We start from the raw sequence: 15,948 nt of genomic DNA, 5'->3' as shown, positions 1-15,948 counted from the left end.
ATACTGTACATTTTACAAACCCATACAATACATATATTGTATATATATATGATTACTATCCAAAAGAAAACTATATTTTTCAAATATTTTTTTTTATTAGTATGTATAGTAGAATTTATATTTCCACTAACAACAATTGCTTATAATTTTTCAGATAAAAAACAAATCACAAAATCTTTACAATATGCACAACAACAAGAATATATTGATGATCATCAAAAAATCATTATAGATAGTCTGCAATCTGTATTATATTTAATTTCAGAAACAAAATTTTCTAATATTAAAATTAAGGAATATCAAAAAATTATGGATGATATTTTATATATGACACTTCAATTACTTGATAAAAATACCAATATACCTTATCAAAATATTTATTTTTATAAAAATCTTTCAGATCATGCACTAAAACAAAAATTATTTCAAATTAATCACCAATTAACAGATTTATTAAAACAATTAAAACCAGAATATTATCATAAAAAACCTATTAATGCATCGTTGCCATTGTTACTACAACAACACGATGCAACTAACAACACATTAAATAATTTAAAACAACAACAAATATTATATACAAATATAAATACTCCAATAGAACAATCCAAATTTATTGGACTACAATCAAAACAAATTATTAATCAATTGAAAATGATCAAACTTAAACTTGATCAACTAAGTACCAGCAATCATAAGGAATTATCTCAACTTCACATGGCATTTATTAAAAAAAAATATAATTACATAGATAATGAACTATACATACTAAAACACCAGTTGAACCATCTATATAAAAAAGAAACCAATCAACCCATTGAATACACTAAAAAAATATCATCAGAACAGCATAATACATTACCAAAATCTATTAAAAAACAATTACAAACCAATATTGATCTTGCAATTATTCTAAATCAACAAAAATACTACATGAACAATATTGCTTTAAAGAAACAAGAAGTTACATCATGTATATCACAATTACGCCAAACTTTCGATAACTTACTCGAACAAGCACAGTGGCTAGATAAATCACCAGTTCTTGGAGAAACACTGCGTTCTCAAGTTGCTAAATTACCAGAAATACCTAAATTTCAACAACTAGACCACGATATGAAGCAACTAAGAACTAAACGTCTGCAATACGAACATCAATTGAATAAACTAACAACACCCTCGCTATTATCATGTAGCCAACAACAAGACGATGGCACTCCTCTGACATTATCCCAAAAACATATTCTTGAAACACAGCTCATTACGCAACGTGATCTTATTACTTCATTATTAAATAGTTTTGATACTCAAATCCTTGAGTTAACAAAATTAAAAGTTGCCTATGAGCAACTCAAAGAGGTATCACAAGATATACAAAAAGCTATACATCGCCATTTATTTTGGGTTGCTGATATTCCTCCAATTACCGTATCCTATCCGTTAGACATGTATCAAGATTTATACAAACTATTCACCATGAATGAATTTCGCTACCAAATCATATCTTCATTCAAAATAATTTTTACTAATCATAAAACACTGATACTAATAATCTTATGTACTATTATATCAATTGGGTTATATTTTATTACACGTCGTCATTATCAAGAATTTTTAGAACGATCTAGTAAAAAAATAAACAAAGTAAATCAAGACAATTTTTTTCTCACTTTCCATAATATATGGTACTCAATGTTAATAGCTGTACCTATCCCGATGTTATGGGCTGTTATAGGTTATAGTTTAAGTCACGCCGCTTGGCTATACCCTATTTCTGTCGCAATTAGCGACGGAATCAATGCTACAACTTTTATATTATGGATATGTGTAGTCAGCCATTATTTCGCGTCTTCAAAAGGATTATTTATTGCCCATTTCGGTTGGCAAAAAAAAAGAATTCAACAAGTTTTTTCAGATCATTACAAATGGTCTGTTGGCACGATTGTTTTTTTAATAATGATGCTAACTATATTTAATAATTACAACGATAGAGAATTTTCTAATACTTTAGGGCGTTTATGTTTTATTTTATTATGCATTTATTTAACTTTTATTACTAACAATCTAAAACGCTCTGGATTACCTTTATATTTAAATAAATATGATTCTTCCAACAATATCATCAATCATTTTTTATGGAATATAATGATATGCGCACCAACAATAGCGGCGATTTCTTGTATTTTAGGTTATTTATTTTCTTCTCAGGAATTATTAGCACGACTAGAAAAATCATTATTTATTTGGATTATATTATTAATAATATACCATATGATTCGCAGATGGACATCTATTCAACGACGTCGTATTGCTTTCGAACGCGCAAAACAAAAACGAGTTACACGATTAGCTCTACGAGCACACAATGAAATAAATTCTTCTCAATTACACACCAATAAATTAACATCTAATAATGAAAACAATAAAAAAATTTTAGATTTAGATACTATTAGCACGCAATCATTGCAATTAATACGATCTATTGTTACTATTATTGCATTATTATTAATGACTTTATTATGGTCTGAATTGCGTTTTGCATTTTCTTTTTTAGAAAACATTACATTATGGGATGTTACATCTACTATAAAGGGGGTAGATAATATTCAACCCATAACATTAAATTCATTTCTTATTGCTATATTCGTGATTATCATCACTACAAAAATAGTAAAAAACTTACCAGCATTTTTAGAGCTTACTTTCTTACAGCATTTAAATCTTGCACCAGGAACAGGATACGCTATCACCACGCTAACCAAATACATATTGATGTTCCTTGGTGGAATAATAGGATGCTCTTTAATCGGGATAGAATGGACCAAAATACAATGGTTAATTGCAGCATTAGGTGTGGGGTTAGGTTTCGGACTACAAGAAATATTTGCTAATCTCATTTCTGGATTAATGATACTTTTTGAAAAACCAATTCGTATTGGTGATACTGTAACCATTAACAAACTCACTGGCAATATTACTCGAATCAATACTCGTGCAACTATTATTACTGATTGGAATCATAAAGAAATTATTATTCCAAATAAGGAATTTATTACAAAAAAATTCATCAATTGGTCCTTATCAGATACATTGACACGTGTAGTACTACACGTACCTGCTCCATTTAAAACAGATATGAAAAAGATAGTGCAAGTTTTATTACAAATAGTACAGAATTCTTCTTTTGCATTAAACACCCCACCCCCAGAAGTGTATTTAGTAGATCTACAACAAGGATTACCTATGTTTGAAATACGAATACATATATCAGACTTAAAACTTCGCATGCCTTTATGTCATCAAATACATATGCTGATTGTGGAATATTATCAAAATAATAATCTATCACTACCATATATACCTATATATCCTTATAATAATCAACTATTTACTAATAATTTCGATTCTCATTATCCTAATACAAATTATCATACAACAAAATAAGTATGATCATAACTTACTTTGATCGAGATATATATACTCCTAAACGAGTATTAATTTTAATTAATTCTCCTAATTTAATAAAAAATGGCACTTTAACTACAGCACCAGTACTTACAGTAGCTAATTTAATTCCAGGCGATCCAGTACTATTTTTTTTTATCGGAGTAATCTTAATAATTTTTAACTCTATACAATCAGGAGGGGTTATAAGAATTGGCACTGCATTCCACAATGTTACTACATAATTTAATTGAGTTGTAATCCATCTGATGTTCTCTCCTATTATTTTTTCAGAAACAGCAATTTCCTCAAAATTTTTTTCATCCATGAAATACCAAAATTCACTATCACGATACACATAAGCTAATCTCATATCTACAATATTAGCAGATTCTAAAAAATCTCCAGACTTAAAAGTTTTTTCTAAAATTTTTCCAGATATTATTTGTCTAAATCTTACACGACTAAAAGCTTGTCCTTTCCCAGGTTTTATAGATTCAGTACCAATGATAATACACGGTTCCCCATTTTGGATAATCTTCAATCCAACTTTAAATTCATTAATATTGTATAATACCATAACAAATTATTTTGAATAAAATCTATAAAACCCGATTAATCAACGATTTTTAAAAACACAACACCAACCGAAATAAACAACCCTAATCTATTTTTTTATAGATTAGGGTTGTTTATTTCGGTATAATTGTTTGTTAAACCTCAAACTACATCATGCCGCCCATATTACCACCGGCTCCTGCATTTCCTAAATCTGGTTTATCTTCTTTAGGTGATTCAGTAACCATGCATTCAGTAGTAATCATTAAACCTGCAATAGATGCCGCATATTGCAAAGCAGAACGAGTTACTTTAGTAGGATCTAAAATGCCTAACTCGATCATATTACCATACTTTTCAGTAGCAGCATTATAACCAGTATTTCCCTCTCCTGATCTGACATTGTTAGCAATGACTGATGGCTCTTCTCCAGCATTGGCCATAATTTGGCGTAACGGAGCTTCCATTGCACGTCGAGCTACCTTAATACCAACATTTTGGTCCTCATTGTCACCACACAGATTTCTAATAGCATTAGCTACACGAATTAAAGCTACACCACCACCAGCAACTACACCTTCTTCTACAGCAGCGCGAGTTGCATGTAATGCATCTTCTACACGTGCTTTCTTTTCCTTCATTTCTACTTCAGTAGCTGCTCCAACTTTAATTACTGCAACTCCCCCAGCTAATTTAGCAACACGTTCTTGCAGCTTCTCGCGATCATAATCAGAAGTAGCTTCATCACGCTGTTGATTAATTTGTGCTACACGACTATTTATAGAAAACTTATTACCTACCCCATCAATAATAGTAGTAGCATCTTTAGTAATCACTATACGTTTAGCTTGTCCCATATCTTCTAATGTTGCTTTTTCCAATTCCAATCCAATTTCTTCAGAAATCACAGTCCCCGCAGTCAATATGGCTATATCCTGTAACATAGCTTTACGTCGATCACCAAAACCTGGTGCCTTTACAGCAGTTACTTTTACTATGCCGCGCATATTATTTACCACCAAAGTAGCCAAAGCTTCTCCTTCAACATCTTCAGCAATAATAAGTAACGGTTTGCCTGCTTTTGCTACAGATTCTAGTATAGGCAACATTTCCCTAATATTAGAAATTTTTTTATCTGCCAACAAAATAAAAGGATGTTCCAATTCTACCGTACCACTTTCAGGTTTATTGACAAAATAAGGAGAAAGATAACCACGATCAAATTGCATTCCTTCTACCACATCTAATTCATCTTGCAATCCAGATCCCTCTTCTACAGTGATCACCCCTTCTTTTCCTACCTTATCCATTGCTTGAGCAATAAGTTTGCCAACAGTTTCATCAGAATTGGCAGAAATAGTACCTACCTGAGCAATAGCTTTAGGATCTGAACAAGGTACAGACAATTTTTTTAATTCTTCTACTGCTGCAACTACTGCCTTATCAATCCCACGTTTTAAATCCATAGGATTCATTCCAGCAGCCACAGCCTTCAGTCCTTCATTAACTATAGATTGAGCCAACACAGTAGCAGTAGTAGTTCCGTCACCCGCAGAATCATTTGCCTTAGAAGCAACCTCCTTCACCATTTGAGCTCCCATATTTTCAAACTTATCTTCCAATTCAATTTCTCTTGCTACAGACACTCCATCTTTAGTTATAACTGGAGCTCCAAAAGATTTATCTAACACCACATTTCTACCTTTAGGCCCAAGGGTAACTTTCACCGCGTCAGCCAACACATTCACGCCGCGTAACATTTTAACACGAGCATCATTACCAAACTTCACATCTTTAGCTGCCATTTCATTTTCCTTAAAAATTTTTAGTTCAATTAATAAATTAGTCGTGAATTATTTCTCAACGATAGCGAGGATATCGCTTTCTGACATAATTAAAACTTCTTCATTATCAATTTTCTCCACTTTTACACCATACCCGTCATTAAAAATCACAGTATCACCAACACGCACATCTAAAGCTTTAACCCCCCCGTTTTCCAAAACGCGACCATGACCCACAGCCAACACTTCTCCACGTGTAGATTTTCCTGCTGCTGATCCAGTCAACACGATACCTCCCGCAGATTTTGATTCAACCTCTTTACGTTTAACAATTACACGATCATGCAATGGACGAATTTTCATTTAATGCTCCCTAAAATTATATTATCTAACTTTTTGCATTCTACATTAATAAGTTCTTACATTGGACATTCGATGCAATTTCATCAATATTCACCGCTTCAGGATAATATCTAAAATGGGGGCATTCAAGATTGCTTCAAGGGGGAATAAAAAATTTTTTACATATATGTATGTATCTAAATCTTCATAATCACGCTATTTTGTCATCAACAGAAATTAATATTTATTTATTCAGCACTGCACATATAATTATCGTTTAGTATAATGAACGTAAAAAATAATAAGGACTAATGTCATCAAAAATCAACATACATTATAAAATAATTGATAAAATATTCTAGAAAAAGAGTATAAACATCTTCCCATAGAAGATAAAACCGATAGATATTTAACTCAATTATTTAAAGAGAAAACAATGATAATAATTATATGCACTATACCTAATGACATGTCTATTGTTTTAAATTTAACAAAAACTCTATTACATCATAAACTAGCATCATGCATCACTTTATTACATGAAGTACGCTCGTTTTATTATTGGCATAACACTCTTCAAGATCATACTGAACTACAATTATTAATTAAAACACACAGTGTTTTAAAAGAACCAGTGTGGAACGCCATAAAACACTTACATCCTTATAAAGTTCCAGAATTATTAGTTCTCCCTATCATAGATGGGGAGCCAAATTATTTATCATGGATGCAATCTGTATTAAAAAAACATTAATATTATGATTGATATAGCACGATGCGTTATACGATCGTAATAATCGTAACATAAATAATGTACTTACGATTACTTACATTATATAAGCCAAACTTAATGTTTTAAATTTTATCGCAATCATTATGTTTAAAAAAATTAGCAAAAAAAATAACATTTTTTATGTAAAGTCACAACTCAATCTGGTTCGAAGAAATAACAACATAAACATTGTTATGACAATGAGTATCTTATCTAAAGCTACTTTCTATCTCAACACAATGAAAAAATTTTTATTAACACATAAAATATATTGACGAAATCAAAAGAATAAAGATAATACGATTAAGTTTGACTTATACAAATACAAACAAGCCCGGATAGCTCAGTTGGTAGAGCAGAGGACTGAAGATCCTCGTGTCCTTGGTTCAATTCCAAGTCCGGGCATATCTTAAAATTACAAATCAATTATGGTTTTAAGCTTAGACATGAAGAATAATATTCAATCGCATATCAAATAGATTTTCAATACAGTCATCTACAACTACTGACTTTCCCGTTGTATAAGATGCTTCCATAAAAAATGCATAAAGACTTAGCACTCACTCAGCAAATATTAATAAAAACATATAGAACACATTAATGAATAAAAAAATAAAAAAATCATCAACAATACAAATAAAACTATCGCTTTATAATAAGATGAAAAATAAATAATCTGTCCTTAATATACAATACTTGTATCTAATTTAAAAATCAAATAGCTCTACGTTATCCTGTCACCTTAGACATATAAACTCATATCCAAACTAAGTAACACAAGCCATACTTTTCATCCAATGATTAACAATTTTAAAACCAACAAATAAATAATTTTCAACAGATAGTCTTTATATAACTACTCAAAAACTATTTATAAAGTAACATTAAATACTCAAATTATGATATCAATATCATTATCATATAAATTAACTAAAACGATTAATATGAATCATGTCTACTTGTAACATATATGAAAAAATAATAACTAAAATTTAACCTAAAAATAACACATTAAAAAAATTAAATTTGTAACTACACTTAATAATGATTAAATAACAAATATAAATCAATGCTCTAAATTTTATCAAATATAACTTAATTGATGCTACTCAACACTTAATAATTACCGCAAAGACATTCAAAATATTATTTTTTATGAATAAATTTACTCTGTATAAATATTGATGCAAATTATCTTTATTTTGCCAAAATAACTAATCAATTATCAATTATTACAGTCTATTAAACATAAATCATTTTTAAAACACAACAACTACTATTGTGCAATAATACACTCTCTATTTTATTAAATTCTATATGTCATATAAATATAATGTAATTCAATTTAAAAATATATACTCATATAAACACAATTACAATCACCTGATGATCAGTGATCGTCACTCAAATAATTTAATTTCAAAAAAATCAGAATTTTTTCTTGTAATACAAATCGATTGTATTTGATTCTATACAGTATTAAATATTAAAATACCTGTTACATAAATCTTAATCTTAAAATTTTCATTATAAAAAATAAAAATTGAAATTAGCATACTATAAAGTATATGCGTACTAGACATTGCTGTATGTATTTATTAAAATTAAGAATATGAAATTATTATTACGTTAAATTTTAATTAAAAAATATATATACATATAGTAAATAAAACATAGCACAATGTGATTTCACCTACAATCACGATTGTAGGTGAAATCACATTACTATATAGTTAAATCTAATTATAATTTTTATAATTCATCTATTTAACACAATAATTATGAAGAAATTTGAAACTGAACTTATCGCCTCTGGCAGAGAAAAAAAATATACATATGGCGGGATCAATCCTATTATCCAACGAACGTCCTCGGTAGTATTTAATTCTATTAATCAAAAAAAACAAGCTATTAAAAATAGAAACACAACCGATAAATTATTCTATGGTCGATATGGAACTATTACTCATTTTTCCCTGCGCCAATCAATGATTGAATTAGAAAATGGTGTGGGTTGTGCGCTATACCCATGTGGTACAGCAGCAATTACTCACACAATACTTTCTTTTGTTCGGCCGGGTGACCATATATTAATGACAGGATCAGCATATGAACCAACCCAAAAATTCTGCCGTAATATGTTAAAAAAAATGAACATACACACTACCTGCTTCGATCCATTAATAGGAAATGATCTATCTCATTTAATTCAACATAACACTCGCTTAGTTATATTAGAATCACCAGGATCAATAACTATGGAAGTACAAAATATTCCTAATATTGTTAAAACAGTACGTGAAAAAAAATCAGATATTGTCATATTACTAGATAATACTTGGTCAGCAGGGGTTTTTTTTAAAGCACTAGACATGGGAGTAGATATTTCTTTACAATCAGGAACTAAATATATCATAGGTCATTCTGATGGTATGATAGGAACTGCGGTCTCCAATGCGCGGTGTTGGGATCAACTACAAGAACAATCTTCTTTAATGGGTCAAATGATTGATGCTGACACTGCTTATATGGCATCACGTGGATTACGTACTTTACATGTTAGATTAAAACAACATGAAGAAAATGGACTACATGTCGCTCATTGGTTAGCGCAACATCCAGCAATAGAACGAGTAAATCATCCTGCTTTAACTACTTGCAAAGGACATAAATACTTTATAAGAGATTTTAGTGGATCTAGTGGATTATTTTCGTTTATTCTTAAAAAACGTTTAAATAACTTACAATTGTCTAATTTTATCGATCATTTAAAATACTTTAAAATTGCATATTCCTGGGGTGGATTTGAATCTTTAATTTTAGTTAATCAAGTAGAAGAGCTACGCCCTATACGTCCTATAGGTACATTAGACTTCACAGGAACGTTAGTCAGAGTTCACATAGGATTAGAACACCCTAACGATCTGATTCATGACTTATCAGATGGGTTGAACCGCATAAATCTATAGTATGATAATATCATAGATGAACAACAATATACTTTACACTCAAAATATTTTAATTTCTAATTCCGCAATAACAATATTGATCATGTAGAATTAATGGTTTGTACGTATATTAACTACAATAAGTATTTATTCTTTTTATGTATACTTAAACAAGAAATACTGCGCTCTCACTCAATATATTCTAAAATTATTTTGTATAATGTGTTTTTAATGATCGATTTATCCGTGCTTCATATTCTATTACTTCTTGATTTAATGAATCAATTTTTACTCTCATAACTTCATAACAATGTTTAGTCATATCACGTATTTTATTGGGTTCATATTGTTGAGTTTCTATAGGAGGCATAATTTCAATAATTACTAAACCATTAGACCAACGATTTAATTTTATTTTTTGATTAGCAATATTAGATACACAAACAGGTATAATTGGAACCTTAGCATAAATTGCAGCATGAAAAGCGCCAATTTTAAACGGTAACAATCCTCTGCCAGCACTACGTGTGCCTTCTGGAAATATCCAGATAGATATATCATGTGTTTTAATAGATTTAACCATCTTCATTAAGATATTATGAGATCGAGTAGTTTGACTACGATTGACCAATACATTTCCGCATAACCAAAACAGTTGGCCAAACAATGGAATCCATAATAAATTTTTTTTACCTACTATTATTGTACGCGGTTGCACAGCACAAGACACTGTGATCATATCATAATTATTTTGATGGTTAGAAATATATATACAATGCTTCAGTAATTGATTACTTGAAGAATTTCGTACTTTAACTTGAACACCAAAAATAGGAGCCATGCTCCCAAACAAACGACTAAAAAAAGCAGTATGATATGATTGATGAGGTCTTAATAAACAATAAATAATACCAAATATACAAATGCTAACTGACAATATCAACACTAAAATAACACGTATAATTGCAAGCATATCTTCTCCTTGAGAAGTATCATTAAACACTTTTTATTAAAAAGTTATGTAATCATCGCATTTTTTATTTAATTAGACTACATCATTTCTCATAATTAATATTACTCACAATAATTATTAACTACGACAGTTTCTACAAAAAAATTACCCGTATTCATAATATATAAGTTTTATTGATATAAAATATTATCGCATAAATAACATCATTAAACATATGAAAAATTTTGGAATAAAACACATTACTATTTATAATATCTAATAACATAAACTCTGTTTATGAAAAATATTAAAAATATCATTAAATTCTATTACTATAATTAATAGCCAGTTATTGTTGTTAAGTTCTATGAATACGATAAGTTATTAAGTCTGAAATAGTTAAAACTGGCATTCCGTGTCTATGCGCAAATTCGATTATTTCTAATATACGCGCCATGCTGCCATCTTCATTTATTACCTCACACAATACTCCAAATGGTCTGAGCCCAGCTAATGAAGTTAAATCAACAGCTGCTTCTGTATGACCAACACGGGCTAATACCCCACCATTTTGAGCACGTAAAGGAAAAACATGTCCAGGACGATTTAGGTCAGAAGGTTTTGCATTATCTTCTATAGAAGCTTTAATTGTAGTGAGTCTATCTGCAGCCGAAACTCCAGTAGTTACACCTTTTGCTGCTTCTATGGTCACAGTAAAAGCAGTTCTATAACGATTGCTATTATTCTCTACCATCATTGTTAAATTTAACTGCTTACATCGATCTTCCGTCAAACATAAACAAACGATTCCGCTCCCATAACGGATAGCTAATGCCATTTGCTCAACTGTCATATTTTCTGCAGCAAATATCATGTCACCTTCATTCTCTCGATTTTCATCATCCATTACTAAAATACCACGACCATTACGTAACGTTTCCAACGCATTTTGGACTCGCTCTATAGGTGTACCAAATTTAGATAAAAAACTCCGCCGATACATGATAATTTAATCCCCACTAAATACCATATTTCACCGAAATAAAATCAAAATTAACTACAAATAAAAACATAATTTAAAAAAAATACATATGAATGCAAATCTTACGCTTTGCATTCATTCTAACTATCGCCATCAATACCTAATCGTATCTAATATCTATCATTCATACAGCCGAACCAACAATGCTGTATTTTACATGCTCTTATAACAAAAAATGTAATTTATACACACATTTAAACCATCCTTAATATCAATGATATATTTAACTTTAAAGATACATTAAATATTATACCGCTCTAAAAATACATATTACATCAGGATACAAATTTATACTGATACAGTATACGTCACACACTACAATGATTGAAAAATGATAATAACATTTATTATATCAAATCTTAAAAAAATATAAAAATTTGATCATTGTGTATATGAATTCATTTCTAAAATCATTCAAAATTTCATATATAATTTAGACAGAAACATTTAATAAAAACCGTAATATTAAATAAATAAGCAAATTATAAATAATCAAAACATAGTTTATATATAACTATAAATTTTATTGAAAACGTAATAAAATAATACAATTATAAAAACTAAAAATGTAAAAAAAAATATACACATAAACTTGACAAAATAAAATATAACTATTTTTATAATACATAAAATAATCACATTCTTACCGCAGTAAGAAATACATTTACCTTTTATTTATATTTGATCATGATCACACACAATATCTCATGAATTAAACACTTGATTTTGTGTTCACATCACATCAAAATACATATCCAATGAAACTCAGATTATTTCAAATTTTTATATTTAATAGCATCAATGATATTGCTGCTAGAGCAACCAGTTTGAAAATTTAATACATGCACTGTCCCGCCATTATTAAATACTTCCTGACTCCCCTCAATATCGCAAATATGATAATCACCACCTTTTACTAAAAAATCTGGAGATAAATCCGCAATTAATCTTGCAGGTGTATCCTCATGAAAAGGCACTACCCAATCCACTACTGTTAAAGAAGCCAATATAAGCATACGTTTTTCTAAAGTATTAATAGGTCTCGCTTTCCCTTTTAAACGTCTCGTTGAACTATCACTGTTTACAGCCACAACTAATCTATCTCCAAGTTTTTTAGCATTAGTTAAATAACTCACATGACCAGCATGCAATATATCAAACACACCATTGGTCATTACTATTTTTTCTCCTCTATTACGAACTAAAGATATTATCTGCTTCAATTTTTTTTCATCTAATATACCGAAGGGTACATTAGTATATACATACCTATTCATGATATTTTTAATTTCAGTTACATTAGTAGTAGAAGTCCCAAGTTTTCTTATTACCGCGCTGGCGGCTAAATTTGCTAAAAAACATGATTGCTCTAAACTTTTACCAGAAGACAATGCTGCTGCCAGTACACCAATTACTGTATCGCCAGCGCCGGTTACATCGTGCACTTCTTTTGTCTGAGTTGTAAAATATACAGGATCTGAATCGCGTGTGCATAAAGTCATTCCCCTTTCAGAGCGCGTAATCAATAAAGCTGATAAATCATAATCAATTATGATTTCTTGAGCACGATTTATTAAAATCTTTTCATTACGACAACGTCCTACTATCGATTCAAATTCTGATATATTAGGAGTTAACAAAGTAGCTCCTTTATAACGATAAAATCGTATACCTTTAGGATCTATTATAATTGGTATATTAACATAGCGTGCTAATTTAATAATTTCTTCTATACAATTTAAAGAACCCTTAGCATAATCAGATAATACTAGAACCTTATATTTAGATAAATATAATTCAACCTGTTTAAGCAACTTTGTAGAATCAACATTATTAAAATATTGCTCAAAATCTAATCTAATAAGTTGTTGATTGTGTGACATAACTCGTAATTTAAGTATAGTAGGGCATGTTTTAATCGGGATAAAATTCCATTTTATATTTGCTTCATTGAGTTTTTTTTTTAAAATTTTAGCTGTTTCATCAACTCCAGTTAATCCTAACAATCTTGATTGAGCACCTAAAGCAGCAATATTCATTGCAACATTAGCTGCTCCACCTGGTCGATCTATAATTTTATTGATCTTAACAATTGGCACAGGTGCCTCTGGAGAAATTTTATCGGCAGACCCATACCAATATCGGTCTAACATAACATCTCCTACAATTAATACTCTAGATTTTGAAAAATTTGGAAAAATAACAGTCATAATTTACCTGATACACATCCTAAACAAATAAAAAACAGTTAATTCTACATTAAAATAATAACAATTATAACACATTAAATTATTTAGTAAGTAACTAAAATCTATAATACAAATAACTCTTGATAGATTAATAATATTATGCTGTCAATATAGTTATAATTATACATTGCTTTGAAATTAAGAAATAATATTTTCTATGAAATTAAGAGACCTACATTAAAATTACCACATGAAAAAACATGTATACCATATATACATTTCTATATCCTGATATATTGATCTTTTCATCATCACTAAAACAACTATTCAACAATTTCTATTTAATATAATTAATTAATTAAAAAAAATCACTATATTTTCTTTAAAGAATTATATTTCATATTAAATAATTTGATTTTTGGTAAATCAATATCATTTTGATATTAAAAATTATTTATCTGAGAATTACACAATGGAAAAATATTTAGTAGGTGGTGCTGTACGAGATATATTATTAAAACTACCAATTCAAGAAAAAGACTGGGTAGTAGTAGGATCTAGTCCTCAAGAAATGTTAAATATAGGTTATGAACAAGTCGGAAAAGATTTTCCAGTATTCTTACACCCAGAAAGTCACGAAGAATATGCATTAGCACGTACCGAGCGCAAATCTGGTCAAGGATATACTGGATTTGAATGTCATACAGCCCCCTCGGTTACTATTGAAGAAGATCTGTATCGCAGAGATTTAACTATTAATGCTATGGCTTATGACTTACATGGCAATCTCATAGATCCATATCATGGACAACGAGATATACAATTACGACTATTACGGCACGTTTCTTATGCATTTAACGAAGACCCCCTACGAGTATTAAGAGTTGCTCGATTCGCTGCTCGATTCGCGCGTATGAATTTTACTATAGCCCCAGAAACATTAATATTAATGAAACAAATGACTCACGAATTACTATTACTGTCTCCAGAACGTATATGGATAGAAACAAAAAAAGCTTTAATCACAGATAGCCCCCAAGTATATTTTATAGTCTTACGCCATTGCGGGGCCTTAAAAATTTTATTTCCAGAATTAGATGTATTATTTGAAAACCCTGATCCAATACAGTGTTATACAAAAATTAATACTGGCTATCATACTATGATGACACTGGCCAGATCTGCCAGATTAACAGATGATCTTAATGTACGTTTTTCTATTTTATGTCGTGATTTAGGAAAAGGAATGACCCTTAATAAGAACAAAAAATCCTCCAAATTTCCCAGTTACAAAAAATCAGGAATTACTTTAATTAATAGTTTATGTAATAGATTTAAAATACCCCATGACATTCGTAATTTTGCAAAAATTATTTCAGAATATCACGACTATTTATACAATGCTAAAATATTAACACCCGAAATGTTAATGATCTTATTCCATGTTTTTGATTGCTGGAGGCGTCCAAAAAGAATAGAGCAAATTACTTTAGTCAGTCAATCCGATATATTAAGATGTGTAAATTATAAAAATTATGCATTTAATCAGGAAAATTTTCTACGTACAGCCTTTTCCATTACTAAGAAAATTTCTATTTCAGATATCATTAAAGACGGATTCACTGGAGTAAATATAAGTAAAGAATTATATACTAGACGTTTATATGTTTTAAATGCATGGAAATATAAATATATGAAGATATTTATATAAAAAACATACTATAAATAATTAAATAATTTGGAATAAATATGCTAAACCAGAAATAAATAATACAGCACATACTTTATATGCTATTTTTAATGATATTAAACTTACTTGAAAAAACAATATTTCCTGAATAAACCAGAGTTATGTCGTTCCGTACACATAATAATAATCCTGTTATTAAATACTTAAGATAAAAATATATCAATCAA

At 29.5% G+C, this 15,948-nt stretch carries 10 protein-coding genes and 1 tRNA gene; 5 read left to right on the top strand and 6 right to left on the bottom strand.

Features of this window, described 5'->3' with window-relative positions:
• Positions 1-48 precede the first annotated feature (48 nt).
• Positions 49-3,444: a miniconductance mechanosensitive channel MscM gene (mscM, locus tag Bamer462_RS00370; RefSeq protein WP_500837738.1), complete on the top strand. Its 3,396-nt coding sequence runs from the start codon at positions 49-51 to the stop codon at positions 3,442-3,444.
• Between the two features lie 13 nt (positions 3,445-3,457).
• On the opposite strand, the gene efp is transcribed toward mscM, so the two are convergent.
• The 3 genes from efp to Bamer462_RS00355 form a co-directional block, all read right to left on the bottom strand.
• The gene (efp, locus tag Bamer462_RS00365; protein ID WP_500837737.1) at positions 3,458-4,024 is read right to left on the bottom strand and encodes an elongation factor P; all 567 of its coding nucleotides are present in this window, start codon (positions 4,022-4,024) and stop codon (positions 3,458-3,460) included.
• 145 nt (positions 4,025-4,169) lie between these two features.
• Positions 4,170-5,807 carry a chaperonin GroEL gene (gene groL, locus Bamer462_RS00360; protein WP_500837736.1) on the bottom strand — a complete coding sequence of 546 codons (1,638 nt, stop codon included), beginning with the start codon at positions 5,805-5,807 and terminating at the stop codon, positions 4,170-4,172.
• Positions 5,808-5,855: 48 nt separating this feature from the next.
• Positions 5,856-6,149: a co-chaperone GroES gene (locus tag Bamer462_RS00355; protein ID WP_250223288.1), complete on the bottom strand. Its 294-nt coding sequence runs from the start codon at positions 6,147-6,149 to the stop codon at positions 5,856-5,858.
• 415 nt (positions 6,150-6,564) lie between these two features.
• Here Bamer462_RS00355 and cutA point away from each other — a divergent pair, with 415 nt between their 5' ends.
• The 3 genes from cutA (at position 6,565) to metC (ending at position 9,869) form a co-directional block, all read left to right on the top strand.
• Positions 6,565-6,882, top strand: coding sequence for a divalent-cation tolerance protein CutA (gene cutA, locus Bamer462_RS00350; protein ID WP_500837735.1), 318 nt, complete (start codon positions 6,565-6,567; stop codon positions 6,880-6,882).
• 350 nt (positions 6,883-7,232) lie between these two features.
• Positions 7,233-7,305, top strand: a tRNA-Phe gene (locus Bamer462_RS00345).
• Between the two features lie 1,376 nt (positions 7,306-8,681).
• Positions 8,682-9,869: a cystathionine beta-lyase gene (gene metC / locus Bamer462_RS00340; protein WP_500837734.1), complete on the top strand. Its 1,188-nt coding sequence runs from the start codon at positions 8,682-8,684 to the stop codon at positions 9,867-9,869.
• Positions 9,870-10,056: 187 nt separating this feature from the next.
• Here metC and Bamer462_RS00335 read toward each other — a convergent pair whose 3' ends face one another.
• From Bamer462_RS00335 to hldE, 3 genes are all read right to left on the bottom strand, one after another.
• Positions 10,057-10,821 carry a 1-acylglycerol-3-phosphate O-acyltransferase gene (locus Bamer462_RS00335; RefSeq protein ID WP_500837968.1) on the bottom strand — a complete coding sequence of 255 codons (765 nt, stop codon included), beginning with the start codon at positions 10,819-10,821 and terminating at the stop codon, positions 10,057-10,059.
• A gap of 337 nt (positions 10,822-11,158) precedes the next feature.
• Positions 11,159-11,803, bottom strand: a complete 645-nt coding sequence (gene ribB, locus Bamer462_RS00330; protein WP_500837733.1) for a 3,4-dihydroxy-2-butanone-4-phosphate synthase — start codon at positions 11,801-11,803, stop codon at positions 11,159-11,161.
• A gap of 809 nt (positions 11,804-12,612) precedes the next feature.
• Positions 12,613-14,052 carry a bifunctional D-glycero-beta-D-manno-heptose-7-phosphate kinase/D-glycero-beta-D-manno-heptose 1-phosphate adenylyltransferase HldE gene (gene hldE, locus Bamer462_RS00325; RefSeq protein ID WP_500837732.1) on the bottom strand — a complete coding sequence of 480 codons (1,440 nt, stop codon included), beginning with the start codon at positions 14,050-14,052 and terminating at the stop codon, positions 12,613-12,615.
• Positions 14,053-14,503: 451 nt separating this feature from the next.
• Between hldE and Bamer462_RS00320 the strand changes: the two genes are divergently transcribed.
• Positions 14,504-15,742 (top strand): tRNA CCA-pyrophosphorylase, encoded by a 1,239-nt coding sequence (locus Bamer462_RS00320; RefSeq protein ID WP_500837731.1) that lies wholly within the window; start codon positions 14,504-14,506, stop codon positions 15,740-15,742.
• The last annotated feature ends 206 nt before the right edge of the window (positions 15,743-15,948 follow it).

The organism is Candidatus Blochmannia americanus (nom. nud.), from assembly GCF_059934915.1.
The sequence above is the reverse complement of the archived record's forward strand: the minus strand, read 5'-3'. Positions and strand labels throughout refer to the sequence as shown.

Excerpts from the sequence above, each read along its gene's own strand:
- mscM (WP_500837738.1), top strand. The coding sequence starts at position 49 with ATGATTACTATCCAAAAGAAAACTATATTTTTCAAATATTTTTTTTTA.
- efp (WP_500837737.1), bottom strand. The coding sequence starts at position 4,024 with ATGGTATTATACAATATTAATGAATTTAAAGTTGGATTGAAGATTATC.
- groL (WP_500837736.1), bottom strand. The coding sequence starts at position 5,807 with ATGGCAGCTAAAGATGTGAAGTTTGGTAATGATGCTCGTGTTAAAATG.
- Bamer462_RS00355 (WP_250223288.1), bottom strand. The coding sequence starts at position 6,149 with ATGAAAATTCGTCCATTGCATGATCGTGTAATTGTTAAACGTAAAGAG.
- cutA (WP_500837735.1), top strand. The coding sequence starts at position 6,565 with ATGATAATAATTATATGCACTATACCTAATGACATGTCTATTGTTTTA.
- metC (WP_500837734.1), top strand. The coding sequence starts at position 8,682 with ATGAAGAAATTTGAAACTGAACTTATCGCCTCTGGCAGAGAAAAAAAA.
- Bamer462_RS00335 (WP_500837968.1), bottom strand. The coding sequence starts at position 10,821 with ATGCTTGCAATTATACGTGTTATTTTAGTGTTGATATTGTCAGTTAGC.
- ribB (WP_500837733.1), bottom strand. The coding sequence starts at position 11,803 with ATGTATCGGCGGAGTTTTTTATCTAAATTTGGTACACCTATAGAGCGA.
- hldE (WP_500837732.1), bottom strand. The coding sequence starts at position 14,052 with ATGACTGTTATTTTTCCAAATTTTTCAAAATCTAGAGTATTAATTGTA.
- Bamer462_RS00320 (WP_500837731.1), top strand. The coding sequence starts at position 14,504 with ATGGAAAAATATTTAGTAGGTGGTGCTGTACGAGATATATTATTAAAA.